Below are 25,100 nucleotides of genomic sequence, written 5' to 3'. Positions count from 1 at the left end.
AATTACATTATATATCTCATATGATAATAAATTCCATAAGAAAGTTAAAAAATAAAAGACTTTGCCCTATAGCAAAATCTTTTATTTATATAAGTTTTATTAACTACCTAACTTGGCTTCCAGTAGGAAGTTCTCCAGGAATGCTTACTGTAAACAGCTTGCTGTCGTCATCTGTAGCAGCAGCTAGTATCATACCTTGAGATAGCTCTCCTCTTAAAGTAACTGGTTTTAGGTTAGCTACAAGAACTACATACTTTCCAACTAAGTCATCTGGTTTGTAATATTGAGCTATACCAGAAACAACCTGTCTTTCTTCACCAGCTAAATCCACCTTAAGTTTTAAAAGCTTCTTTGCTCCTTTAACTGGTTCGCAAGCTAAAACCTTAACAACTCTTAAATCTAATTTATCGAAATCATCTATTGTAATTTCTTCTTTAAGAGGCTGCATTGCAGGCTTTGGCTCTTCTTTAGCTTCTTCCTTTAAGGCATCTAATTCCTTAAGCTTAGCATCTACATCAATTCTTGGGAAGATAGCATCTCCCTTTTTAACCTTTGTATTAGCTTCAGTTCCATCAAAGGCAGCAAGACTATCCCAAGCTGTAAGATTTACATTAAGCTGCTCATTAATCTTTTCAGCAGTTGAAGGCAGGAAGGAGGAAACTAAAACTGAAACAAATCTTAAGGTTTCAGAAAGATTATATAAAACTGTTCCTAGTCTTTCTTTCTTGCTTTCTTCCTTTGCTAAAATCCATGGAGTTGTTTCATCGATATATTTATTTGCTCTTCTAATAAGCGCCCAAACTTCTCCTAGTGCCTCTGGAATTCTTAAGTTATCAATATGAGCTTCTACCTTTTTAGGTGTTTCAAGTGCCAGTTCTATAAGTTCATTATCAATAGCTTCCTTAGCAGTAGGAGCTGGAATAATACCATTAAAGTATTTTTCAATCATTGCTACTGTTCTTGAAAGCAGATTTCCTAAGTCATTAGCTAAATCAGAATTTACCTTTTTAATAAATATTTCATTGTTAAATAGTCCATCTGAACCAAAAGGTATTTCTCTAAGAAGGTAATATCTTATAGCATCAACTCCAAAGTGCTGTGCTAAAATCACTGGGTCTACCACATTACCCTTGGATTTAGACATCTTTCCACCATCAACTAAAAGCCAGCCGTGCCCAAATACCTGCTTTGGAAGCGGAAGATCTAAAGCCATAAGCATAATTGGCCAATAAATGGTGTGAAATCTTATAATGTCCTTTCCTACAAGATGAACATCTGCAGGCCAAAATTTTTCATAAAGCTCTGTATCTTCGCCATTGTAACCAAGGGCAGTTATATAATTAGATAAAGCATCTATCCATACGTAAACTACATGACCTGGATCAAACTCAAGAGGAACTCCCCAGTTAAAGGAGTTTCTTGAAATACATAAATCCTGTAGGCCTGGTCTTAGGAAATTATTTAACATTTCATTTTTTCTTGATTCTGGCTGTATAAACTCAGGATGAGATTCTATATATTCAATAAGCCTGTCAGCATATTTTGACATTTTAAAAAAGTAAGCTTCTTCAGTTCTTTTCTCTACTGGTCTTCCACAATCAGGACAGTTGCCGTTTACAAGCTGAGTGTCAGTCCAGAAGGATTCACAAGGAACACAATAATTCCCTTCATAGGCGCTTTTATAAATATCTCCCTGGTCATAAAGCTTAGTAACTATCTTTTGAACTGCTTTTTCATGATAATCATCTGTGGTTCTAATAAACTTGTCATAGCTTATGTTCATTAGCTTCCAAAGGTCCTTAATTCCTGCTACAATTTCATCCACATAGGCCTTTGGAGTAACCCCTTTTGCTTCTGCAATTCTTTGAATTTTTTCACCATGTTCATCTGACCCAGTTAAAAAGAACACCTCATAACCTGTAAGTCTTTTAAATCTAGCTAAGGCATCGGCTGCTACAGTAGTATAAGTATTTCCAATGTGTAAGTTTGCTGATGGATAATATATTGGTGTTGTAATGTAAAATGGTTTCTTAGTCATGTTTATCTCCTCCAATTTTATAATTAAATTTTTTCCATTTTCTTTTGCAATATGCATAAATAATGTGTATTCCTATAAGGTTATGGCTCTAGTAAAATAAAAAATCCCTATGCAGAAAAATCCACATAGAGACGTAATGTACGCGATACCACTCTAATTTATATCCATGTCACCATAGATAACTCCATAAGTGACTCCGCTTTATAAAAGCTTTTATCACCCTGCAAAATAACGGCTGCTTCCGTATTGTCCTACTTATAATATTTGATTTCATTCCTTATTCTTTTAATTAGTTATGGAATCTTCACCCATAATTAATTAAAAGTTCATTTATAATGAAGTCAAGTATTTAAATATTTTCTTCAGACAATCTGCTCTGGGGCCATGTTCGTAAATTTTCATACTGCCAGTTTTCACCATACCCAGCTCTCTTTAAGTATTTTCCTTCACTACTCTTCCCATCACTGCATTTATTAATTATTATAATATTCCATTATACTTATTATGTCAATATTCTTATTTAATATTAACAAATACAATTTTTAACCGTATTTTACTAAGAAGTCTCTAAAATTTCTCTTGACTTTATTCCAAAATTTTCTTATTATATACCTAGATATACTATGCATAGTAATTCAATGTATGAAGGGTGATTTATATGAAAGTTAATAAAGAACTTTTAAAGGGAAGTACAGTTATACTTATTCTAAGCCTGTTAGATAAAAAATCCATGTATGGTTATGAAATGATTAAAGCTATGGATGAAAAATCTAATGGAGTTTTTTCCTTTAAGGAAGGTACCTTATACCCCATTCTCCATACCCTTGAAAATGAAAACTTAGTTGAAGCCTATTGGTTTGAAAGTGAAGAAGGACGAAAAAGAAAATATTATAAGCTTACAGATAAGGGCAGGCTTTCTCTTAAAGAAAAGGAAAAAGAATGGGACTTGTTTCGTTCTACAGTTGATAAGGTGCTTCTAGATAATAAACATATATTAACTTCTCAAAGTCTTGATAATTTGGCTATGGAGGGATTAATATGAGCTTAAATAATAATCCGTTAATAAAAAATTATATTAGTGAAGTATGTTCCTTAATAAAATGTCGAGAAGCCCATGAAGATATAGCTTTAGAACTAGAAAATCATATTATTGAAACTGCAGAAGCTTATATTGAGGCTGGAAATAATGAAGAAGAAGCCCTGCAAAAATCTATTTCTAATATGGGCGATGCCCTTTTAGTAGGCAGGGATCTGAATAAAGTTCATAAGCAAAGGCCCGATTGGCCGATTATAGCAATTAGCCTTGTATTTTCAATATTTGGTCTTGTGTGCTTATATCTCTTACAGACAAATGAACTCCTAAGTTCTGGTTACAGTGCTATTTTAGGAAAGAGTTTAATTTTTTCATTTATTGGAATAGCCATATCAATTGGCTTATATTTCTTTGACTATAGAAAATTAAATAATTATTCTAAATATCTTTATTATGCCTCAATCTTCATATTAATTTATCTAATATTTGTAGGCTCACCAGTAAATGGAGTAAAACAATATTTAAGTATAAGTTCATTAAGTATAAATATTTCATCCATAGTACTTCTTTTATTTTTAATAAGTCTTAGCGGTATTTTTTACAAATTAAATTGGGAGGATAAAAAGAACCTACTCTATGCCTTTGCTTTATTTATAATTCCAAATTTTTTATTTGTACTGCTTCCTTCTCTCACTACATGCATCATTTATTCAACTGTTTTCTTAATGTTAATATTAGCCTCAGGTGCTAAAATAAAGCATGTTGTAGGAGTAATTTCACCGGTAATAATTATAGCTTATTTATTTATCTTTAAGGAACCTTTTAGGTTTCATAGAATACTTGGTTTACTTAACTGGAAAAGTGATCCTCAAGGAATTGGTTATATAAATACCCAAATAGATAAGTTAATTTATTCTTCCGGTATCTTTGGTAAAGGTATTTTTATACAACCAGTAAAATTGCCAAATTATCAAACAGATTTAATATTAACATATATAATATACACATTTGGATGGACAGCCTTTGCAGTCATTGTTACTTTAATTCTTATATTTATCATAAGAATAATAAATAGTACAAGTACTGTAGCTGATGGCTATGGAAAACTCATATTATACGGACTTGCAGCATTATTTTCAAGCCAGTTTGTGCTAAGCATATTTATGACCTTAGGAATAATTGTAATTACCGGAGTATCTATGCCATTTATAAGCTATGGCGGTACAGCTTTAGTAATTAATTTCATGGAAATAGGCATAATATCAAGTATATATAGGCGCAAAAATTTAACTAATAAGGTATTGGCTGAATAAAAATCTTTTTCCCGTAGAAAATGCAGATATTACTGATTGATTTATTTAAAATTCATTCAGCAATACCTGCATATTTTTAGTTCATAGCCTAAGAGCTTTTCGGCATAAGATTACAAATGTCATTCTTAATCCTTTTAAACCCTGAATAATTCCTCAATATCCTCCTGTGACATTTGTGAAATTAAGCTTTCTTCTGTGCTTTCCTCACTCATTACAGAATTTATTATGGCCTTTTTCTTTTCCTGAAGATTATATATTTTTTCCTCTATGGTTCCTTGTGCAATTAGCTTTATTACCTCTACAGTTTTATGCTGTCCAATTCTGTGAGCTCTGTCTGTTGCTTGTTCCTCAACTGCCGGATTCCACCAGGGGTCAAAGTGTATTACAACATCAGCCCCGGTAAGATTAAGACCGGTTCCTCCTGCCTTAAGTGATATTAAGAATACACTGCCTTTGCCTTCATTAAATTCCTTAACTCTAATTCCCCTATCTTCTATTTTAGTTTGCCCATCTAAGTATTGATAGCTTATTTCGTTTTTATGAAACCTTTTTGCTATATTTTTAAGCACTGTGGTAAATTGTGAAAATAATAGTATTCTATGTCCTTCATTAATGCTGTCCTCTAGTAAGTCATCTAAGGCCATAAGTTTGCCGCTTTCCCCCTTATAATTTTCCACAAAGGTAGAAGGATCGCAGCAAATCTGTCTTAACCTAGTAAGAGTAGAAAGAATTTTAATTTTACTTTTATTAAAGCCCTTTTCTTTAATTTCACTGTCTATTTCGCTTTTTGCTTCTGCTATATAGGCTGCGTAGAGTTTCTTTTGTTCCTCTGTCATTTCTACTATAAGTTTATGTTCTATTTTAGGAGGCAGTTCCTTTATTACATCCTTTTTAAGTCTTCTTAAAATAAAGGGTTTAACATGCTTATTTAGTTCTTCTAAAGCTGTATTATCCTTATTCTTAACTATTGGAGTTTCATATTTCCTTAAAAATTTATTATGATTTAAAAGGTAGCCAGGCATTATAAAGTCAAAAATAGACCATAGCTCAGTCAATGAATTTTCAATTGGAGTTCCTGTAAGGGCAAAGTAGCCTTTAGCCTTTATATCTTTAACGGACTGAGCATTAATGGAGGTTGGATTCTTAATTTGCTGAGCCTCATCTAAAATGCAGTACCTGAAACTTATTTCCTTATAATCTTCAATATCTCTTCTAATAAGCGGATATGAGGTTATAACTAAATCTGCTTCCTCAATTTCCTTTCTTTTTTCTTCTCTTTCATCCTTTGAACCTGAAATAATCAAGGCTTTTAAATTAGGTGCAAATTTCTCCACTTCATTTTTCCAATTATAAACTAGCGAACTTGGTGCTATTACTAGAGATGGCTTTTTTTCTTCTTCATTTTCTATAACCTCTGCTTCTATGAAGGCAATGGTTTGAAGGGTTTTACCCAATCCCATTTCATCTGCCAGAATTCCGCCAAAGCCGCAACTGGCTAAGGTTTTAAACCATTTAAAGCCAAACTTTTGATAACCTCTCATAATTCCTTCTAAATGTTCTGGAAGCTTAAAGTCTAAATCTTGAACTTCCTTTATATTGTTTACTAGCTCTCTAAATTTTTTATTCCTTTCTATAACAGCTATATTGCTGCCTTTCAAAGCCTGATCCACGTATAGTGCATTATATTTTGCTAATATGATTTTATCTTTTTCTAATTCAGAATCCTTAACATCTAAGTAATCCAGCATGCTGCCCATATCCTGCAGTTCCTTACTTTGAAGGGCAACAAAGCCGCCTTTTTTAAGCTTATGATATTTTCTTCTTTGCCTTAAGGCATCAAGAATGTCTTTTAATTCACTTTTTTCTACTCCTTCAATATTGAAGGAGAATTCTAGTAGGTCTTCATCATTTAGCCTTATGCTGGATTTTATATTGGAAGAAGTATATATTTTCATGTTTTTAAAGCTATCAGAATAATATACTTCAGCAATTTCCTGAACTTTATTAATTCCCTCAGCTAAAAATCCCACTAGTGCTTCCTCATCCATTAAAAGATAATTAGTTCTTGTCTTTTCAAAACCAGCTGCCTCTAATATTGATGTTAATTGAAGTTCTTTATTAATGTCTCTTACTAGAACCCTGGAACTTTGTTCCTTATCCTTTTCATTAAAGGGACTTATTTCTTCTTCTCCATATTTGAATATTATATCCGCAGTAATTCCATCATTAGGTCTATCTAAATAGATCATGGCACTTAAGGGTTCTTCGTATAGACTGCTTTCTAATGTCTTATCTATTCTAATATTTTTGCTTATATATTTTAAATTGGGCAATATATAAGAAGCAATTTTACTTAGCTCTTCTTTATTAAAGGATAAATTTGAAGTTTTAGATTTATTAATTTCATTAAAAAATGGAATGTAAATTCTTGACTGCTCACCGTCTACATTATATATATTCTTCTCATAAAAAAAGTAGCTTCCATCTTCCGTCAGGGGCACTGGAATCTCCTTTTCCTGTTTTATAATTAAAGAATTCTTATTAAGTTTAATATCGAATTCTAAGGGCATATTTTCTTCAAGCACAGAAATATTATTACAAGGAATTTTATTTATTATAGCATCAAAGCTTCTTTTTTTCATAATTTCGAAAAATCTCTTTGTATGAGAATCTGTTAAGTAAATTTTCTTGCCTGAAATGGCTGCAGGAGGTGCGCCCCAATACCTTGAAGCTGAACCACCATTTGAAAACAGGGCATCAAATTCATATATTTCAAGCAGCAGACCAATAAGTTCCTTATCTGCAGTCTTAAAACCTTGATTTAGGGGATTAAAGGTAAAGTTCTTACCATACTCTATCTCTCTATCTTTTTTATATATTGCTGATAAAAAATCCCTCATACCTCTTACTACATAGGTTCTTTCTTCTCCAATCTTTAGTTCAATTGAGGAAACCCTTTCATACTCAGCCTCAAATTCATATTTTATCTCTAAATTGAGCTCTTTGTAGGCCGCCATTTCCCTATTTTTCATAGAGCTTTTAAAATATTCTATAAGTTCCTCTGTCCTTCTGCTTAGGGCTCTATTTTCTTTTTTTAAGATTCTATCCTTTTCCCTTGACCACTTTAAAAGTACTGCCACTGAATGCTTGCATATATTATTATTATTCTTTCCATAGCTGCAGTCACAGGTATAGCCTAAAGTTCCAAAGTCTTTAGGGATACTAACTATAACATTATAACTATCCAAGCCATAGGAGGATTGTACAACTGATTTTACTATCAGCCTCTCCTTGCCATTTTCCTCTTCATTCTCAGTATCCAAGCTTCTTATTTTATTTCTTAAATAAACATCCAGGCCCCTAGCATACATTACCTTACCTGCTGCCTCTTTAAGTCTATTTTCATCTATATCAAACATTTTTACACCTCAATTTTTACTTCATAACTTATATTTTATACAAAAAAGCAAAATAATAAAATAAATAAAGTTATATTAATTTAAACAATTAAAAATAATTGCTAAAAACCCATATATATCCCCATCATTAATCTGGAGGATTTTATGAAAAAAGATAAACTTACGTATAGATTTATGCAGAAAATAATATACTTTGAGAATACATCTTATATTTCTTTATTTGATTTTACTAATATATTTGGTATTAAGCCTAGCTTTGATTATGATAAAAATACCATTTTCTTTTATAAAAACAAAGAAGTTTTATCTGTTTCAAAGAAAAATAATTCAAATAAGACCGCTCTTTTAAGACTTGAGGATATAGCAGCAGGGAAAACCTATAGATACCACACCGCCGAAGCTAAATATAAACTGAGAATAATTGCAGATTATCTTTATTCAAAGGGAGTACCATTTCATGCTGCATGGGTACCAAGATACATAGATAATGAAATGGAAGAGCATATAGATAATGATTTGGCCAATATAAACTCCTTAAATAACGCTGACTTTTTATATACCTTGGACTATTTCATAAGTAGAGGTGGTATTATTGGACTACATGGCTATACACATCAAGCTGGCAATGAAAGAAGCATAGTTAGCGCTGAATTTAGGAATTCAAAAAATAAAGAGTCTTTTACAAATGGATTTGCTTTAAAGAGAATCGATATGGCAAAAGAATCAGCAAAAAAGCTTAATATCCCAATTGATTTTTTTGAAACCCTTCATTATTCCAGAACCTCTGATCAGTTAAAGGTAATAGAAAATAATTTCAATTATAGATGGAAAAAGTAATCTCCCTATTATGTTTAAAAAAATAAGCATCTTAAAATCAGGAGTTATAGCAAGTTTTTTCTTTCATCCTAATATTGAATTTAATAATATTAAAATAATAAAAGAAGCAAATGGATATACCTCTTATACTTATTCACAGCATTCTGCTCTTCATCAAATTATTAATGATCTAGAATACAAAGGATATAGCTTTATAATAATAAATAATTTATAATGAGTTTATAATATAAATACCATATTATGCACATTATAAGTTTAGAAGGTAGCGAAAGGAGACTTATTTTATGAGTTTAGAAATAAATAAAGTATATAACGGTTTTAAACTTCTTAGAGAAAAACAAATTAAAGAATTAAATTCTACTGCAATGTATTTTGAGCATATAAAATCTGGAGCAAAGCTATTTTATCTGCAAAATGAGGATGATAATAAGGTTTTTTCCATAAGCTTTAGAACTCCTCCAGAAGATAACAGCGGACTTACCCATATTTTAGAGCATTCCGTGCTCTGCGGTTCACGAAAGTTCCCTTCAAAGGAACCTTTTGTAGAGCTTGTTAAAGGATCTCTTAATACCTTTTTAAACGCCATGACCTTCCCAGATAAAACAATGTATCCTGTTGCAAGCAGGAATCAAAAGGATTTCAATAATTTAATGGATGTTTATTTAGATGCTGTATTTTATCCAAATATTTATAAGACTAAAGAAATCATGATGCAGGAGGGCTGGCATTATGAGCTTGAAACAAAGGACGGAGAACTTACATACAAAGGTGTAGTTTATAACGAAATGAAGGGTGCCTTATCTTCCCCTGAATCCATACTTATGAGAAAGGTGCAGGAAGCACTTTTCCCTGATAATTCCTATAGCTATGAATCCGGCGGTGACCCTGAATTTATACCTGAATTAACACAGGAGCATTTTATCGCCTTTCATAAAAAATATTATCATCCTTCTAACAGCTATATCTTCTTATATGGAGATATGGATATATTAGAAAAGTTAAGCTTCATTGATAACGAATACTTAAAGAATTTTAACAGGATAAATGTTGATTCTTCTATTAAAGAGCAAAAGCCTTTTAAAGAAGAAAAAAAGCTTATTTTAAATTACCCAATATCTGAAAAGGAGAAGGAAGAAGATAAAACCTTTTTAAGCCTAAACTTTGCAATAGGAAAAGCAACAGATAAGGAGCTTTACTTAGCCTTTGATATTTTGGAGCACCTGCTCTTAGAGACCCCTGCAGCACCACTTAAAAAGGCACTTATAGCTGCAAGGCTTGGTAAGGATGTCTTTGGTTCCTACGACAACAGCGTGCTTCAGCCAACCTTTAGTGTAGTTATTAAAAATTCCAATGAAGACAAAATTGAGGAATTTAAGAAAATAGTATACACAGTTCTAAAGGATTTAGTAACTAATGGCATTGATAAAGCTCTTATAGAATCTTCAATTAACATAAAGGAATTCCAGCTTAGAGAAGCAGAATTTGAAGGTTATCCAAAGGGGCTTATCTATGGAATAAAGTGCATGGACAGCTGGCTTTATGATAGTGATCCAGTTATGCACTTAGAATATGAGGAAACTTTAGAAAGGATTAAGCAAGCCTTAACTACAAACTACTTTGAAAAACTTATAGAAAAACATCTTTTAAATAACAATCATTGTGCTTTAGTAGTTGTTAAGCCAATGAAAGGCTTGTCTGAGAAAAAATCTGAAGCCTTAAGAAATAAGCTTGCTGCCTATAAATCAAATCTATCAGAAGCAGATTTGAATAATATAATAGAAGAAACTAAAAATTTAAAAAAGAGACAGGAAACTCCTGATAGTCAAAAAGACTTAGAAAAGCTGCCCCTTTTATCCTTAGAGGATATAGCACCTGAAGCAGATGTCCTTCCAACTATAGAAAAAAGTATTGATGAAACAAAGGTTTTATTTCATCCAATTTTCACAAGCGGCATAGGCTATATAAATATTTACTTTGATTCAACAGTAGTTCCTCAAAATAGACTTCCATTCATAAGTTTATTATGCTCAATGCTTGGAAAACTTGGAACTGAAAATTACAGCTATGAGGAGCTTTCAAATTTAATTAACATTAATACAGGTGGAATAAGATTTTCAGGTGATAGCTTTGCAGAAAACGGCAGCAGCAAAACCTATTATCCTAAATTATCCATAAGAGCCAAGGTGCTTATAGATAAGCTTCCAAAGTTAATGGAAATCATAAATGAAATTACTAGAAACACAAAATTTCAAGATAAGGATAGAATGCGTGAAATTATTGAAGAGCTTAAATCTCGTATTGAGATGAGGATGCTTCAAAGAGGGCACACTATAGCTTCAAAAAGAGCCACTTCATATTTTTCACCTGTAGCAAAGTATGAAGAAACCTTAATGGGACTTTCCTACTATAAATTTATAACTGATATTGAAAAAAATTATGATGAAAAATTTGAGGAAGTTTCTAAAGTACTTACAATTATGTGTAATGGTATATTCAATAAGACAAATTTACTACTAAGCTTTACAGGTGAGGAAAAAGACTACTCAAGTTTTGAAGAAAGCTTCAATATGTTATATGCTAATTTAAATAACGAAGACCTTCCAACTGTACAGTATAGCTTTGACCTTAGGGCATTTAACGAAGGACTTATGACTTCTTCTGATGTTCAATATGTAGCGAAGGCCTTTAACTTTAAGGACCTTGGTTATAAGTATTCCGGCAGCCTTCAGGTTTTAAAAACAATAATAGGCTATGATTATCTATGGAACAGAGTGAGAGTACAAGGCGGTGCTTATGGGGCCTTCGCCAGCTTCCAGTGGGGCGGTAACGCAGTATTTGCCTCTTATAGAGATCCAAATATAGTTGAAACCTTAGATGCTTACAATAAAGCAGGAAAATTTGTAGAAGGCTTTAATGCAGATAATAGGGAAATGACAAAATATATAATCGGAACTATTAGTGAGCATGACTCTCCTCTAACTCCAGCAATGAAGGGTATAGTTGCTGATGAGTATTATATAAGACATATAAAACAGGAAGATATACAAAAAGAAAGAGACGAGATATTAAGTACAAAGGTAGAAGATATTAAAGCATTTTCCAATCTAGTTGAAGAAACAATGCAAAAAAATTATTTCTGTGTTTTAGGAAACGAGGAAAAAATCAAAGCAAATAAAGGCATCTTTGGAATAACAGTAAGCGTCTTTGAATAAAAAAAGTGAATGGAGGCTATAGCCTCCATTCACTTTTTTTAGTGTGTCATAGGGATGTTTCTTGCGCGGCAGAGTTACGTTTCTTTTGCTGCGCCTTTAAATATTCTTAAATTTATTAACACCATAGGTGCTTACAAGCCAATACAAAATACAGTCTAGAACCCCGAAAACTATAACTATAGCCCCAAAGGCTTGCCATAAGCTTAATTTAAAGTAGATTATAGCAGCTATAGTTAGGCCTGCTATTACAACACCTAAAAGCATTGTAATAATAACATTCATATTTTGTTTTACAGCTCTTTGTTCATTATCCCAATCTAGCTTTGGATAGGTTAAGTCAATTAAAATTCCTAGAAAAGCTGAAAATAATACTACTAAAATTGCAATTATAATCAACTGAAGCAATAGATATACTGGGGGTATTAATATTACCATTGCTGCTATTATTAAAAGGCCTACACCTATAAGATTTAGCATAATTGCTGATAGTATTTTCGCTGCTATTTGCTTTCCATAACCTATAGGCATGTATTTACATGTAAATAAATTTTTCCCTTCCCTGGATATTGCAGTACAAGCAGTTGGGTTTGTTACGGAAATAAATACCATTACCCCGAAAGCAATTGCAATTAAAACTCCGGGAATTACAGGCTGATTAAGAAACGTTCTTGCCGCGTTTAGCTGAAGGCCTAGTTTCTTCTCTGAAAACAAAGGAATTAATAAAAATATTGGTAATAAGAAAGTTATTAGCACGCAGTTCATAAAATAGGCTGGTGTCCTATATAAAAGTTTTAGTTCCTTTATAGTATAGGACTTTAAAGCAGAGCTTTGAGCAGTGCTTTCGTCTAATTCTTTACTGCTAAGCTTCTTCCTTTTTGAGGCTGCTTCTGAAATTCCAATTACCCCCTTAAAATATATAGCCTCCCCTAAGATTAATAGAACAGCTAAAAGGGCAATTGTAATTACTAAATATAAAAGCATATTTAGTAGTCCATTTAAAGATGTATTAAAGACTAATGCAGTAGTTGCAAGCTTAGCTGTTGGAAACAAGCTAGAAGTCGTTTGAATCAAAGAATTATTTCCCATTGTCATAAGATCAAGCATTTGCTTTTCGTTACTCATACTAGAACCAAGTCTTTGAAATGCAAAATTAACTCCTAAGGCAATTGCAAGTCCCAATATGCCTGCAATAGTTTTAAAGGCATCTTTATTCTTTGCAAAAGGAGTAAACCTCATTATAATCATACTTATAAAACTTGCTAGTACAAGTGGAACTATAGGTAAGGTTAGAAAGGTAACTATTAAATATAGATAGAATACAATTCCTGAGTGGCTTAAAACTCCATAAGTAACGCATATAGGAAGCATAAATAATAGTTCTGTTAAATATTCATATATAAGTACTACGGTGAATTTAGCACCTAAAATTGTAGAAGGTTTTAATGGCAGCGGCAGAAGGCTTTCTATATCCGAGGAAAAATAAAAAGTAGCCATTACATAAAAAATACCAAATATAAATACAATTAAACAGGCAGCCACTACTCCAAAGGAAATAATAATGCCTTCCTGATCCATCATCGCAAGTCCATTATAGGAAGCTGCAGCCATGGCAACAAAGGAGATTATCATTGGAATAAAACCTATGGCAAGTAATACTAAAAGTCCAATAGTTCTTGGGAGCTTCTTTTTGTCCTTTTGTATTAAACTCTCACCAGTGCTTTTAAAAAGTACCTTTGTTAAGGTCAAAAACTTATTCATTTTCAGTAAGCTCCAAGAACATATTTTCTAAGGATTCATTTGATTTAAAGTGCTCCCTCATTTCCTCAAGTGTTCCGCAGAACAAAACATTTCCTTTGTTAATAATTGCAACCTTATCACAAATCTTTTCAGCCACTTCTAATACATGAGTTGAGAAAAATACAGTCTTTCCATTTTCAGCATGTTCCCTCATCATTTCCTTTAAGGTAAAGGATGCTTTAGGGTCAAGTCCAGTCATTGGCTCATCTAACACCCACACAGAGGGATCATGAATTAGTGCGCCCATTAAAACTATTTTTTGCCTCATGCCGTGAGAATAGCTTTGTATTTTATCTCCAAGTGCATCAGAAAGCTCAAATCTTTTCGCTAAGTTTTCAATCCTTTCCTTTCGCACTTCCTTAGGTACTTCATAAATATCTGCCATAAAGTTTAAATACTCTAACCCCTTTAGTCTTAAGAACATATCTGGATTATCCGGAACATAACCAAATTGTTTTTTGGCCTCAAGTGGTTTTTGTTTTATACTTATATCATTTACTTTGATATCCCCGCTGTCTGGATTTAAAATACCAGTTATCATTTTTATTGTTGTACTTTTCCCAGCTCCATTTGGTCCTAAGAAGCCAAATACTAAACCATTAGGAATTGTTAAATTTAAGTTGTCTACAGCTTTTGTAGTGCCATTGTAACTTTTACTTACATTACTAATTTCAATCATAATTTTCCCCCGTATCTTTTCTGTTCATAAACATTATTAATATTAATCTACAGAAAATAAATATTATAGTGTTAAATTTTGTAATTATGTAAATACTTTAACAACTATGTCATTATTATATATGTACTTTCCTATGGAATCAAGCTAGACTAGTCAGCATTAAGAGTTATTTAATAACTTATTTCCCTTTGCTAGTTAACTTTTATTATTTAAGCTATTACAAGCTTATATTATCTCCAGCTTTCTTTATTTTGCAACGTTTCCAATATTGCTGAAGTATTTCTAATACTTACTTTAAGCTAAATAAAGCTTTAAAAGTAATAACTAAAAAATTAATCTTACCAAAGTTATAGCCATAATTATTGCAACAAAATCAGCTAACATTGCTGCCCAAAGAGTGTGTCTGATTTTTTTTATTCCTACAGCACCAAAATAAACTGTAAGTGTATAAAAAATTGTTTCAGTAGTTCCCATGATGATGGAAGAAAGCATACCTATGTGGCTGTCCGGCCCATATTTTAATAATAAATCAGAAAGGACCCCAAGTGCTCCACTCCCTGAAAGGGGTTTAACAAGCACCAATGGTACTATTTCTGGAGGAAGCCCTATTAGCTTTACTACTGGCTTTACAATAGCTATAAAATAATCTAAAGCCTTTGATTCTCTAAATGCAGCTATGGCTACCAGCATTGCTAGTAGGTAAGGAAAAATCCTAAGGCAGATGTTTAAGCCATCTTTAGCTCCCTCAACAAAACATTCATATACCTTTACCTTTTTTATCATTCCATAAACTACAGTTGCTAAAATTATTATTGCCATTATTGATTTAATTATATAGTTAAAAATCATAAAAGCCTCCATTAAAAATATCTTTGCAGAATTTTAGCAAATATCACTCCCATAATAGCCGCTGCTAATGTAGCTATCATTGCAGGGATAATAATTGCACCTGGATTTGAAGAGCCGGTTGCTGCCCTTATGGACAATACGGTGGTTGGTACTAGCTGAATGCATGCAGCATTTAAAACTAAAAATAATGCCATGTCATTACTTGCAATTCCCTTGTCTTTGTTTAATCTATCCATTTCTTCCATAGCCTTAATTCCAAAGGGAGTTGCTGCATTAGAAAGGCCCATCATATTGGCAGTTAGGTTCATAACAATGGCCCCCATAGCTTTTTCATCCTTTGCTGCCTCCTTAAAAATATGTTTTAGCAGCGGCCTTAAAAGCTTGGCTAATTTATCAGTAAGGCCGCTTTGTTCAGCTATTTTCATAATTCCACACCAAATACACATAAGCCCAGCTAGCTTAATTATAAATTCTACTGTTGAACCAGCCGTAGTAACTACAGACTTGGAAACTATATCCCCCTTACCTGTGATAAGTCCAAAACCTAAGCCAAAGGTTAAAATTACAAACCAAATTACATTTATCAACTTTTATCCTCCCTTACTTTTTATCTAAATAAATATTTCATTAGTTATTTTATAGAGAAAATTGGTTACTTTTAATATATATGAGAATTAAGTAGGAATTAAGAATGGAGAATGAAGAATTATTGCATTTGTAACAATAAAGTGATACCATTTATATATTCTAATGATTTGGAGCTCAACAATAAATAATTGTTGAGTGCTAATAAGGAATGCTAGGAGGATATTATGACCGTAAGGGAAATAATGAAATATATTGAAAGCGAATATAAGGTAATAAATCATACACCATGTGAAGTTTGCGGCGGTGATTTTATCACTGAGGAAATAGAGCTAGCTCTTATTGACGATATACCTTTTGATATTTGTTCTTGTGTTTGTTCAAACTGTGGCCACGAAAGAGCCTTTGAATTCATCGCCCCATTTATTGATGAGAAGCATACTAGCAAATTGAAAATGAATTTAAATTAGAGGAGAATACAATGAAGGAAGACAATTTAAAAAAAGTTCAAAATGATATTAATGAAGCATTAGAAACTATTGAAGAAATGGAAAGCAATTTAAATGGTGAAGAGCTTGTAAAAGATGCTGTTAAGGAAAAGTTTTTAATTTTAACTAAAAAACTCACTGAACTTGAATCTATTTTAAAATCCGAAGGAATTATATAAAAAAATGACTCGATGTCTCGAGTCATTTTTTATTTATTCAATTTTATTTAAAATATCTGTTCAATAAACCTAGGAATGCTTTTCCGTGTCTAGCTTCATCCTTTGCCATTTCATGTACTGTATCATGAACAGCATCGTAGCCTAATTCTTTTGCTAAAGTAGCTAGTTCTTTCTTTCCAGCTGTAGCTCCATTTTCAGCAGCAACTCTCATCTCAAGGTTCTTCTTTGTTGAATCTGTAACTACTTCACCTAATAGTTCACAGAATTTAGATGCATGTTCTGCTTCTTCGTAAGCTGCCTTTTCATAGTAAAGACCAACTTCTGGATAACCTTCTCTAAATGCTTGTCTTGCCATTGCTAAATATAGACCTACTTCAAAGCACTCTCCTTGAAGATTAGCTTTTAATCCTTCTACAACTCTTTCATCTAAATCCTTAGCAATACCAACTCTATGTTCATCTGCCCACACTAAATTACCTGCTTGCTCTTCAAATTTATCGCTAGGTGCTCCACATACTGGACACTTTTCTGGTGCTGCTTCTCCTTCATAAATATAACCACAAACCTTACATACAAATTTTTTCATTTTTCATTCCTCCACTTTCATTTTATAATTAATATTATTTTTTAACAATTAAATTTTTAATAGTAATTATTAATTAATAATTACTTCCTACATGTATTATAATATCACATTTGGAAACTTTGTCAATATGGAAAATAAAAAAAGTTACTTTTTCAGTAACTTTTTTATTGCTGTAGTAATTCACAGCATAAGCTGCTATAAGAAATAAAAGTAGCTTTAATATTTAATTATTTAGAAGTCATTTATTATAGTCCTAAAATTGAATCTATTTTTTCTCTGTCAAAACCTAAAACTGTTTCATCATCAATTTTAATAACTGGAACACTCATAAAACCCATTGCCATTAATTCTTTTCTAAAAGCAGGCTCTTTAATATTCCTTTCTTCATAAGCCACATTGTTATCTTTTAAATATTCCTTTGCTTGTGCACAATATGTGCATGTATTTGAAGTATAAACTACTACATTTTTCATTACACTTGCCTCCTTTTGTCGGAACATAGGGTAACAACCACCTTCGTTCCACTCACAAATTATACATTAAAGCCCTTTTAGGACTTTAACCTCTTTACAATAATCTTACGTCAATATCAATTGATAATAATTATTAATTATATTTTATATCTACTATATTTCTTTGTCAAATATTATTTTTAGGTTGGATTATTCATAAGAATTTTATACAATAATATAAGATATTATAAATTTTATTTCTAAATAGAGTTTGAGAGGTTAATATGGTTATTAATAAAGAAAGTATCATAAATCACAAAGAAAAAACATCTGAAGTAAGAATTAATAAATTCATTAGTGAAATGGGTTTTTGCTCTAGAAGAGAAGCAGATAAGATTGTTGAGCAAGGGAGAGTCACAATAAATGATATAAAGGCGCTTACTGGATCAAAGGTTAAGCTATCTGATATAGTTAAGCTAGATGGTAAGCTTCTTAAAAATAGAGAAGACCTTGTGTATTTAGCTTTTAATAAGCCTGTTGGCATAACTTGTACTACTGAACATAAAATAAAAGGCAACATAGTAGATTATATTAATCATGAAAAGAGAATTTTCCCTATAGGAAGGCTAGATAAAGACTCTGAAGGCTTAATTCTACTAACTAATGATGGAGATATTGTAAATAAGATATTAAGAGCAGGAAATAATCATGACAAGGAATATGTAGTTACTGTGGATAAACCCCTGACTGCAGAATTCTTAGACTGCATGTCAAAAGGTGTAAGAATATTAAATACAATTACAAAACCTTGTATTATAAAAAAAGAAGGCAAATATACCTTTAGAATTATTCTTACTCAAGGTTTAAACAGGCAGATTAGAAGGATGTGTGAGGCTCTAGGCTTTACAGTAACAAAGCTTAAAAGACTTAGAATAATGAACATCAACCTAAAAAATCTGTCCATAGGGAAGTGGCGAGACTTAACAAGTGAAGAATTAATAACCTTAAATAATCTAATTGCTAACTCAACAAAAACAGAAGAAGCTTCTAAGAATTATTAACATTATCCACATCAGTAATGTTGATAAGTTGTTATTTTTACATAATAATTACTATTAATTGTCTGAAAAAAGATAAATACCTGTTAGTTTACAGGTATTTATTCTAAAATTTGCACATAATATTTCATGAATTATCTTAATTTTAATTATTCTTTCAACATTATCCACAATATACTGTGTGTAACTTGTTAATATGATGTTAATATTCAAAAATGTATTATGCTGAATTATCTTTTTTATACATTTTAACAAAAATCATTGTTTATATTCTAGGTTTCTAGCTAAATATTTGCTGATTTATACACATTATTAACTTATATGTGGATATCTTGTGGATAACTTTTTACCCTTCCAGCTTTCCTTTAATGATAAGTCTATGGGTTGCTATTCTTATAGGTGTACATGTAACCAAAGTAATAGTAGCATCCTTAGTACTGTTAAGTACAGATACTTCAGTAGGTTCAACTACCTCCTTTTCGTAGATTTTATAAGTAAACTCCCCTTTTTTAGTTTGTACAATAATTTCGTCTCCATCTTTTAGTTCATCTAATCTATTAAAGTATTCACTATAGGTATAACTTCTATGACCTGCTACAGAAAAGTTACCCTTTTCTCCAGGCATTGCAGTACCTGTAAAATGCCCTACAGCATATTTTAAGGTTTTATTATCTATCCCTTCACCAATTGCCACCTTTAAATCAATTTTAGGGATTTTCATAATACCAATAGCTGCACTAATATCATCAATGGGCGGCTTTTCAGAAGGGGATGCATCATTACTTCCTTTATCAATATCTTCTATAGTATGTTCAAAACTATCTATCATTGCCCTTTGCACTTTTTCTGCACTATACCTCATATAAAATGCAGTTCCTATAACTGCTAGTCCAATTACGATAAAAATAATACCAATTTTTCTTCTCATTTCTTCACCTCATTATTAAAGCTTTTTAAGTAATTAATCTAAAATACTACATATTTAGTTATATTAATTATATCATAAAAGAAATAAAACTTGTCAGAAAATTTTGGAAATACATTCCTATATTTTCATGAACATGCTATAATAGTAAAAAGGGGATTTAATATTTGGGGGGCGGTGCATTTATGAGAAATAATATAATTAAGGTCAATTTCACTGCAGCACAAAAAAGAAGGGCTAAGTTTAAAAAGTTTTTTTCTTTATTACTTAATAAAATTAAAAATTTATTTTATTATAAGGATAGACATAATAAGAAACCGCAATATAATAACAATTATAATAAATCAACTATGTGAAAAGCTCGTCCTAGGCCATTAATACCTAGGGCGAGCCTTTTAGGTTCTAAAAATTACAGTTTCTTTACTAAACATGTATCTTGCAAATAAAACTGCTGTAACAATATATACCGTTATCCAACCAAAGGTAATTCCAATGTGTGAATAATTGTAAATACCCGCTATAAATTCTTTTAATAAACATACAGCATTTGCAAGGGGTATATGAAAGTAGAAATTGTCTATACTCTTTGCGTCCAGCATATAAGTAGCGTATGTGGGTATAAAGGATATCATCAGAAGCGGAGCTATATAGGTTTGTGCCTCCTTGAAGGATCTTGCATAAATGCTTATTGATAATTCAAGGGCTCCAAATACCATAGTAAGCAGCAATGTAACTAAGCCTATTAATAAGATAACCTCTGTACTTAAACTTCCTTGAGCCCCATTAAAAAATCCATTCTTTTGTTTCATTGCAATAAAAAGGCCAGCTAAAGATGATAAGGTACTTATAAGTCCCATTATTGTAATGGCTAAAAATTTTCCCCATAATAAGGACATTCTGCCCGCTTGAGTGGTTAACAATGGCTCCAAGGTTCCTCTTTCTTTTTCTCCGGCACCTAAATCTACAGCAGCACTCATAGGTCCTGAAACACTATATACAACAAGGAGTAGAGGAAGCATTAATGAAAGCATTAGCTTTCCTGTTCCTTCGTCTTCTTTAACTGAGGTTATAGTTTCTACCTTAATTGGATTTAATATTTCGGCACTTATGTTTCTTTTTCCAAGTCTTTCAGCAACAATAGCCTTTGAATAGGCATCAATATAGGAATTAATACTGCTCATAGTCATTTGAGACTGCTGACTTGAGTTATCATAAGTTAATTTTATGTTTACTGCAGTTTCCTTTCCCATATTCACATCAAAATCACTTGGAATTTGCAGGGCAGCTAAAATTTTTCCGTTTTTAACATCTTCAGCAATATTTGCTGAGGCTATAACATTTATATTCTTTTGCTCTTTTAAAAACTTTGCTAAACTACTATTTTCACTTTCATCTATAATTGCAATCTTTAAATTATTTTCCACCTGCTTTGTATTTTTATCAATACTTTTTCCAATGACTCCAAAAAGTACCGGGAAAATTATAAGAGGAATTAATATGCTCATAATGAGTGTTTTCTTATCTCTAAAGATATCTATCAATTCTTTTTTAAAAACTATCCAAATAATATTATTTCCCATTACTATCACCCACTAACTGCATAAATATGTCTTCCATGTTTTCATTATTATATTTTCTTTTAAAATCCTCCACAGTTCCTTCCTCAAAAATTTTCCCCTTATGAATAATGACTATTCTATCACATAATTTCTCAACTTCAGCCATGCTGTGGCTTGAAAATATTATGGCCTTGTTGTCTTCCTTACATTTTATTATAAAATCCTGTACGATTCTTGAGGCAGTTACATCTAGGCCTGCAGTAGGCTCATCAAAAAGCATTACTGTTGGTTTATGAACTATGGAACGTGCAACTGCAACCTTTTGCTTCATGCCTCTAGAGAACTTTCCAACTCGTCTATTTATGTATTCACACATTTCTAGTATTTCAGTTAAATTGTTTATACTTTTATCTGTTTCCTCTTTACTCATTCCATTTAGCTCTGCAAAATATTTTATATTTTCCTTTGCTGTGAGCCTATCATAAAGTCCTACTTCTCCTCCAAAAAGAATTCCAATTTCACCTCTTACTTTACCTGCATCCTTTACAATATCATATCCATTAATAGCTGCAGTTCCACCTGTAGGTTTTAGCATAGTAGCTAAGAGTCTTAAGGTAGTTGTTTTTCCTGCCCCATTTTCACCTAAAAGTCCAACTATTTCACCATTGCTAACCTTAAAACTAATGTTGTCTACAGCCATTATGTTTTTAAATGCCTTACTTAAATTTTTTACTTCAATCATACTTTCCCCCGCTAAATTAATTATATATATCTGAGAATTCAATATGAATTCTCTCAACCTTTTCTTCTCTAATGTCTATAGCCGCAGCCACCTCATCTTCTGCTGTTAGAGTCACAGGAAGCTTAATAATAAATTCGCTTCCAACCCCTTCAGTGCTATAAGCCTTAATTTCTCCTCCATGTAATTCTATAAGTGATTTAACAAGATTTAAGCCGATTCCGCTTCCCTCAGTATTTCTTGTAAGGGATTTATCCACCTGTCTAAAACGGTCAAAAATCATTTCAAGCTTATCATTTGGAATACCAATACCTGAATCCTTAACGGATATAGTAATAAAATTATCTTCATCACTTATACTTACTTTAATATTACCTTCAGGTGGTGTGAATTTTACGGCATTAGATAGTAGATTAAGGATAATCCTCTCAATCATGTCCACGTCAAAGGCCATGTATTTTTCTTCTATATCGGTATCAAATATTAAGTTAATTTTTTTATTTTCAATATATTCTGCAACAGAAAGAGTTATCTCCTCCACAACATTTACTATATTATGATTTTGCATATTAAGCTTTAAGAAACCAGAATCAATCTTTGTTAAATCTATTAAATTATTAACTAACCTCAACATTCTATTACAATTTTGCTTTAGACTCTTAGAATATTTTAATATATTTTTACTATTTTCGTTGTTATTATTGTTTTGTGAATAGAGTTCAATAATCTGAGCAGAACTAAATATTACATTAAGAGGAGTTCTAAGTTCGTGAGATATGTTCGCCATAAACTCATTTTTAATTCTATCGTACTCTTTTGCTTCCTTTAAAGCTTCTTCCTTCTTTAACGCCTCTTTTCTTTCACTTATATCCCTTATTACAATCAGGCTAGAAACCTTATCATTAAAAATATGAGGAACAGCTTTGATTTCTACATCAATAACTGAATTATCCATGGCAATAAATTTAAATTCATGCATTTCTTTAGAATCATTCTCATACCCTTCTTCTATAGATTGAATGGATAAATCGCGAAATTCAGGATGAATTATCTCTGATATATCCTTCCCTAAAAGGTCCTTATACTTTTTAGCTTTTAAAAGACTTAAGGCAGCATTATTAACATATGCTATTTTCCCTTCTGTATTTGTAAGTACTGCAAATGGAAGGTAATCTAATAGTACTTGGTATTTTCTTTTGCTTTCTCTTAAATTTTCTTCAATAGATTTACGCTCATTTATTTCACCGTTTAGCTTTTTATTTATTTGCATTAAAAGTCTGGTCTTAATTTCAAGGCTGCTATTTGTCTCTGTTAACTTATAAAATAAAATATTATAAGGATTTTCAAGTGTAGTCTGAATAATCGCCTTATAAATAAGATAATAGCTGATTAATTTGGCTATATGCTCAGAGATATTTAAGACATCATAGCTATTTTTAGAAAAGGTAAAACAAAGCTCAGAAAATAGTAAAAATGAAACTGATAATAGCAAATATAATATTATGTCATCATGCATCTTCTTCTTATTTTTAACAATTAATATTAATGCAATTAGAAAAAAAGCACAGATAATTGCTTCACTAATATATTTAATTGGTAGATCCCTAATATTATATAAATTATGCTTAAAAATTAAATTCCCGTATATTATTTCACTTAAAAATATTATGGCTGTTATATAATATATATTTATTATGCGATTAATTCTAACCGGTTTTTCTTCCCTAGATAAGAGAATACTAAAGACAATCAAAGAGCTAGCTTGAAAACATCTAGCAGCAGCTCTTAATTGCAGTGAAATATTTGTAGTATCATAATTGAATATTGACATATTCATTATAGTTAAAATATGTACTATATCAAAGGCAGATACTATAAAGAAAGTAGTCCCAAGAAATAAAAAGTAGTTGTTTTGGGATACTTTATGTGTATTTTTCGCCATTATAAATATACTAAAACCAATGATAATAGTAGCTAATTCAATTGCATATTGAATTAGATTATAACTTTCAGTGCTAATTATGTAAGTAATAATTATAAATAAAATAAAAGTAATACCAATGATGATTTTTTTTCCCTTAGGAGACAATTTAAACTTCATCCTTATCCTCCTGTTATTACCACCAAATACTGCTTCTCTAAATTTATATTTAAATTCAAAACTTATATGTAACTTATGCCTGATATATCTATTTTATATTTTACCTATTAATCCCTTTTATTGAAAGCTATTTAATGATTTTTATTCTTAAATTCGTTCCTTATTTTTCATGGTTTCTCGACCTTTTTCATTCTTCATTTAAAAATTTACTTATGGTAGAATATAAATATAATTAAAAGTAAGTGTAACAAATATTAATGTATTTATATGCAGCGGAAATAAAGGTATCAAATCAAAGGTTGATAATACTTGTGAGAATAATAAGAAATACAAAGGAGTTGATGCTATGCGGATAGGTATGGGTTATGATGTACATAAATTAGTGAAAGAAAGGCAGCTTATAATCGGCGGAGTAAATATTAAATATGAAAAAGGACTTTTAGGGCACTCAGATGCTGATGTACTTTTACATGCAATTATGGATAGCCTACTTGGAGCGGCCGCTCTTGGAGATATAGGGAAGCACTTTCCTGATACTGATATAAAGTATAAAGGAGTTTCTAGTTTGCTTTTGCTTAAGGAAGTTGGAAGGCTTGTTAAAGATAAAGGCTATGAAATAGTAAATATAGATTCTACCATTATAGCTCAAATGCCTAAAATGGCTCCTCATATTTCTACTATGGTAGAAAATATATCGAATGCTTTAGAAATTCCAAAGGATAAAGTTAACGTAAAAGCAACCACTGAAGAAGGTTTGGGTTTTACAGGAAGAGGTGAAGGCATTTCCTCACAAAGTATATGTTTATTAAAATAGTATGATAAACTAAAACTTTTGGCATAATAATTTTGAATAATTTTATTATGCAAAGGAAGTGAGTTACATGGAAACAGGTGTGGTAAAATGGTTTGATCCAAGAATTGGTTTTGGTTTCATTGCTCAAGATGGAGGAGAGGACGTTTTTGTTCATCATAGTGCAGTTCTTATGGATAAGCAATTAGAGTCTGGTCAAGAAGTTCAATTTGAACTAGTAGAAGGAAAAAAAGGGCCTATGGCTGCTAATGTAAAAATTTATTAATTTTAAAGAAGATTATATATAGAATTTTTAAAAAGCATTGGCAGGGAAATATAAAGGAAATACTCAAGACGCAGAAGGAGTTATTATTAATTAAAATTTGGAGCCTGTGAAGAAAAGTCTGTAAAATGCAGCTTTCTATGATAAAATAAAAAATCATAGGAGGCTGTTTTATTAT

At 31.4% G+C, this 25,100-nt stretch carries 22 protein-coding genes; 10 read left to right on the top strand and 12 right to left on the bottom strand.

The features are described from left to right. Positions 1–103: 103 nt before the first annotated feature. On the bottom strand, positions 104–2,038 hold the full coding sequence (metG, locus tag ACJDUG_RS15850) for a methionine--tRNA ligase (RefSeq protein ID WP_406770841.1): 1,935 nt from the start codon (positions 2,036–2,038) through the stop codon (positions 104–106). 658 nt (positions 2,039–2,696) lie between these two features. On the opposite strand from metG, the gene ACJDUG_RS15845 reads away from it, so the two are divergent. Next, on the top strand, positions 2,697–3,080 hold the full coding sequence (locus ACJDUG_RS15845; RefSeq protein WP_406770840.1) for a PadR family transcriptional regulator: 384 nt from the start codon (positions 2,697–2,699) through the stop codon (positions 3,078–3,080). After that, on the top strand, positions 3,077–4,384 hold the full coding sequence (locus tag ACJDUG_RS15840; RefSeq protein ID WP_406770839.1) for an FtsW/RodA/SpoVE family cell cycle protein: 1,308 nt from the start codon (positions 3,077–3,079) through the stop codon (positions 4,382–4,384). The genes ACJDUG_RS15845 and ACJDUG_RS15840 overlap by 4 nt, the downstream gene beginning before the upstream one ends. A 134-nt stretch (positions 4,385–4,518) precedes the next feature. On the opposite strand, the gene ACJDUG_RS15835 is transcribed toward ACJDUG_RS15840, so the two are convergent. Then, the gene (locus tag ACJDUG_RS15835) at positions 4,519–7,803 is read right to left on the bottom strand and encodes an SNF2 helicase associated domain-containing protein (RefSeq protein WP_406770838.1); all 3,285 of its coding nucleotides are present in this window, start codon (positions 7,801–7,803) and stop codon (positions 4,519–4,521) included. Positions 7,804–7,947: 144 nt separating this feature from the next. Here ACJDUG_RS15835 and ACJDUG_RS15830 point away from each other — a divergent pair, with 144 nt between their 5' ends. The 3 genes from ACJDUG_RS15830 to ACJDUG_RS15820 all read left to right on the top strand — a co-directional run bounded on the left by ACJDUG_RS15830 (position 7,948) and on the right by ACJDUG_RS15820 (position 11,852). Then, positions 7,948–8,640, top strand: coding sequence for a DUF2334 domain-containing protein (locus ACJDUG_RS15830; protein ID WP_406770837.1), 693 nt, complete (start codon positions 7,948–7,950; stop codon positions 8,638–8,640). A gap of 10 nt (positions 8,641–8,650) precedes the next feature. After that, positions 8,651–8,854, top strand: coding sequence for a hypothetical protein (locus tag ACJDUG_RS15825; RefSeq protein WP_406770836.1), 204 nt, complete (start codon positions 8,651–8,653; stop codon positions 8,852–8,854). 70 nt (positions 8,855–8,924) lie between these two features. Further along, on the top strand, positions 8,925–11,852 hold the full coding sequence (locus tag ACJDUG_RS15820; RefSeq protein WP_406770835.1) for an insulinase family protein: 2,928 nt from the start codon (positions 8,925–8,927) through the stop codon (positions 11,850–11,852). A gap of 96 nt (positions 11,853–11,948) precedes the next feature. Here the strand turns inward: ACJDUG_RS15820 and ACJDUG_RS15815 are convergent, their stop codons facing one another. The 4 genes from ACJDUG_RS15815 to ACJDUG_RS15800 form a co-directional block, all read right to left on the bottom strand. Then, positions 11,949–13,610, bottom strand: a complete 1,662-nt coding sequence (locus tag ACJDUG_RS15815; RefSeq protein ID WP_406770834.1) for a putative ABC transporter permease subunit — start codon at positions 13,608–13,610, stop codon at positions 11,949–11,951. After that, positions 13,603–14,328, bottom strand: a complete 726-nt coding sequence (locus ACJDUG_RS15810; protein WP_406770833.1) for an ABC transporter ATP-binding protein — start codon at positions 14,326–14,328, stop codon at positions 13,603–13,605. Before ACJDUG_RS15810 ends, ACJDUG_RS15815 begins: the two co-directional genes overlap by 8 nt. A gap of 324 nt (positions 14,329–14,652) precedes the next feature. Next, the gene (locus tag ACJDUG_RS15805) at positions 14,653–15,177 is read right to left on the bottom strand and encodes a spore maturation protein (RefSeq protein ID WP_406770832.1); all 525 of its coding nucleotides are present in this window, start codon (positions 15,175–15,177) and stop codon (positions 14,653–14,655) included. A gap of 11 nt (positions 15,178–15,188) precedes the next feature. Next, positions 15,189–15,764: a nucleoside recognition domain-containing protein gene (locus tag ACJDUG_RS15800; RefSeq protein WP_406770831.1), complete on the bottom strand. Its 576-nt coding sequence runs from the start codon at positions 15,762–15,764 to the stop codon at positions 15,189–15,191. A gap of 225 nt (positions 15,765–15,989) precedes the next feature. Here ACJDUG_RS15800 and ACJDUG_RS15795 point away from each other — a divergent pair, with 225 nt between their 5' ends. Together ACJDUG_RS15795 and ACJDUG_RS15790 are read left to right on the top strand one after the other, a co-directional pair. Next, positions 15,990–16,232, top strand: coding sequence for a metal-binding protein (locus tag ACJDUG_RS15795; RefSeq protein ID WP_406765751.1), 243 nt, complete (start codon positions 15,990–15,992; stop codon positions 16,230–16,232). An 11-nt stretch (positions 16,233–16,243) separates the two neighbouring features. After that, positions 16,244–16,429 carry a hypothetical protein gene (locus ACJDUG_RS15790; protein WP_406770830.1) on the top strand — a complete coding sequence of 62 codons (186 nt, stop codon included), beginning with the start codon at positions 16,244–16,246 and terminating at the stop codon, positions 16,427–16,429. Between the two features lie 43 nt (positions 16,430–16,472). Here the strand turns inward: ACJDUG_RS15790 and ACJDUG_RS15785 are convergent, their stop codons facing one another. Further along, positions 16,473–17,015, bottom strand: a complete 543-nt coding sequence (locus tag ACJDUG_RS15785) for an NADH peroxidase (protein ID WP_406770829.1) — start codon at positions 17,013–17,015, stop codon at positions 16,473–16,475. 245 nt (positions 17,016–17,260) lie between these two features. After that, on the bottom strand, positions 17,261–17,488 hold the full coding sequence (locus ACJDUG_RS15780; RefSeq protein ID WP_406770828.1) for a glutaredoxin family protein: 228 nt from the start codon (positions 17,486–17,488) through the stop codon (positions 17,261–17,263). Positions 17,489–17,751: 263 nt separating this feature from the next. Between ACJDUG_RS15780 and rluF the strand changes: the two genes are divergently transcribed. Next, entirely contained in the window at positions 17,752–18,528 is a 777-nt protein-coding gene (rluF, locus tag ACJDUG_RS15775; RefSeq protein ID WP_406770827.1) for a 23S rRNA pseudouridine(2604) synthase RluF, read from the top strand. 343 nt (positions 18,529–18,871) lie between these two features. On the opposite strand, the gene ACJDUG_RS15770 is transcribed toward rluF, so the two are convergent. The 4 genes from ACJDUG_RS15770 to ACJDUG_RS15755 all read right to left on the bottom strand — a co-directional run bounded on the left by ACJDUG_RS15770 (position 18,872) and on the right by ACJDUG_RS15755 (position 23,849). Further along, positions 18,872–19,453 (bottom strand): class D sortase, encoded by a 582-nt coding sequence (locus ACJDUG_RS15770; protein WP_406770826.1) that lies wholly within the window; start codon positions 19,451–19,453, stop codon positions 18,872–18,874. Between the two features lie 392 nt (positions 19,454–19,845). Further along, on the bottom strand, positions 19,846–21,030 hold the full coding sequence (locus ACJDUG_RS15765) for an ABC transporter permease (protein WP_406770825.1): 1,185 nt from the start codon (positions 21,028–21,030) through the stop codon (positions 19,846–19,848). Continuing rightward, entirely contained in the window at positions 21,020–21,751 is a 732-nt protein-coding gene (locus tag ACJDUG_RS15760) for an ABC transporter ATP-binding protein (RefSeq protein WP_406770824.1), read from the bottom strand. Before ACJDUG_RS15760 ends, ACJDUG_RS15765 begins: the two co-directional genes overlap by 11 nt. A gap of 16 nt (positions 21,752–21,767) precedes the next feature. Next, positions 21,768–23,849, bottom strand: coding sequence for a sensor histidine kinase (locus ACJDUG_RS15755; protein WP_406770823.1), 2,082 nt, complete (start codon positions 23,847–23,849; stop codon positions 21,768–21,770). A 346-nt stretch (positions 23,850–24,195) separates the two neighbouring features. Between ACJDUG_RS15755 and ispF the strand changes: the two genes are divergently transcribed. Together ispF and ACJDUG_RS15745 are read left to right on the top strand one after the other, a co-directional pair. Then, positions 24,196–24,663 (top strand): 2-C-methyl-D-erythritol 2,4-cyclodiphosphate synthase, encoded by a 468-nt coding sequence (ispF, locus tag ACJDUG_RS15750; RefSeq protein ID WP_406770822.1) that lies wholly within the window; start codon positions 24,196–24,198, stop codon positions 24,661–24,663. A gap of 67 nt (positions 24,664–24,730) precedes the next feature. After that, positions 24,731–24,925 carry a cold-shock protein gene (locus ACJDUG_RS15745; RefSeq protein ID WP_406770821.1) on the top strand — a complete coding sequence of 65 codons (195 nt, stop codon included), beginning with the start codon at positions 24,731–24,733 and terminating at the stop codon, positions 24,923–24,925. Positions 24,926–25,100 lie beyond the last annotated feature (175 nt).

It is taken from the genome of Candidatus Clostridium stratigraminis, assembly GCF_045310675.1.
Classification (GTDB): domain Bacteria; phylum Bacillota; class Clostridia; order Clostridiales; family Clostridiaceae; genus Clostridium_AT; species Clostridium_AT stratigraminis.
The sequence above is the reverse complement of the archived record's forward strand: the minus strand, read 5'-3'. Positions and strand labels throughout refer to the sequence as shown.

Coding starts and splice junctions, on each gene's coding strand:
- ACJDUG_RS15815 (WP_406770834.1), bottom strand. CDS start 13,610: ATGAATAAGTTTTTGACCTTAACAAAGGTACTTTTTAAAAGCACTGGT.
- ACJDUG_RS15770 (WP_406770826.1), bottom strand. CDS start 19,453: ATGAGAAGAAAAATTGGTATTATTTTTATCGTAATTGGACTAGCAGTT.
- ACJDUG_RS15810 (WP_406770833.1), bottom strand. CDS start 14,328: ATGATTGAAATTAGTAATGTAAGTAAAAGTTACAATGGCACTACAAAA.
- metG (WP_406770841.1), bottom strand. CDS start 2,038: ATGACTAAGAAACCATTTTACATTACAACACCAATATATTATCCATCA.
- ACJDUG_RS15745 (WP_406770821.1), top strand. CDS start 24,731: ATGGAAACAGGTGTGGTAAAATGGTTTGATCCAAGAATTGGTTTTGGT.
- ACJDUG_RS15820 (WP_406770835.1), top strand. CDS start 8,925: ATGAGTTTAGAAATAAATAAAGTATATAACGGTTTTAAACTTCTTAGA.
- ACJDUG_RS15830 (WP_406770837.1), top strand. CDS start 7,948: ATGAAAAAAGATAAACTTACGTATAGATTTATGCAGAAAATAATATAC.
- ACJDUG_RS15835 (WP_406770838.1), bottom strand. CDS start 7,803: ATGTTTGATATAGATGAAAATAGACTTAAAGAGGCAGCAGGTAAGGTA.
- ACJDUG_RS15790 (WP_406770830.1), top strand. CDS start 16,244: ATGAAGGAAGACAATTTAAAAAAAGTTCAAAATGATATTAATGAAGCA.
- rluF (WP_406770827.1), top strand. CDS start 17,752: ATGGTTATTAATAAAGAAAGTATCATAAATCACAAAGAAAAAACATCT.
- ACJDUG_RS15765 (WP_406770825.1), bottom strand. CDS start 21,030: ATGGGAAATAATATTATTTGGATAGTTTTTAAAAAAGAATTGATAGAT.
- ACJDUG_RS15845 (WP_406770840.1), top strand. CDS start 2,697: ATGAAAGTTAATAAAGAACTTTTAAAGGGAAGTACAGTTATACTTATT.
- ACJDUG_RS15805 (WP_406770832.1), bottom strand. CDS start 15,177: ATGATTTTTAACTATATAATTAAATCAATAATGGCAATAATAATTTTA.
- ACJDUG_RS15760 (WP_406770824.1), bottom strand. CDS start 21,751: ATGATTGAAGTAAAAAATTTAAGTAAGGCATTTAAAAACATAATGGCT.
- ACJDUG_RS15785 (WP_406770829.1), bottom strand. CDS start 17,015: ATGAAAAAATTTGTATGTAAGGTTTGTGGTTATATTTATGAAGGAGAA.
- ACJDUG_RS15825 (WP_406770836.1), top strand. CDS start 8,651: ATGTTTAAAAAAATAAGCATCTTAAAATCAGGAGTTATAGCAAGTTTT.
- ACJDUG_RS15755 (WP_406770823.1), bottom strand. CDS start 23,849: ATGAAGTTTAAATTGTCTCCTAAGGGAAAAAAAATCATCATTGGTATT.
- ACJDUG_RS15840 (WP_406770839.1), top strand. CDS start 3,077: ATGAGCTTAAATAATAATCCGTTAATAAAAAATTATATTAGTGAAGTA.
- ispF (WP_406770822.1), top strand. CDS start 24,196: ATGCGGATAGGTATGGGTTATGATGTACATAAATTAGTGAAAGAAAGG.
- ACJDUG_RS15780 (WP_406770828.1), bottom strand. CDS start 17,488: ATGAAAAATGTAGTAGTTTATACTTCAAATACATGCACATATTGTGCA.
- ACJDUG_RS15795 (WP_406765751.1), top strand. CDS start 15,990: ATGACCGTAAGGGAAATAATGAAATATATTGAAAGCGAATATAAGGTA.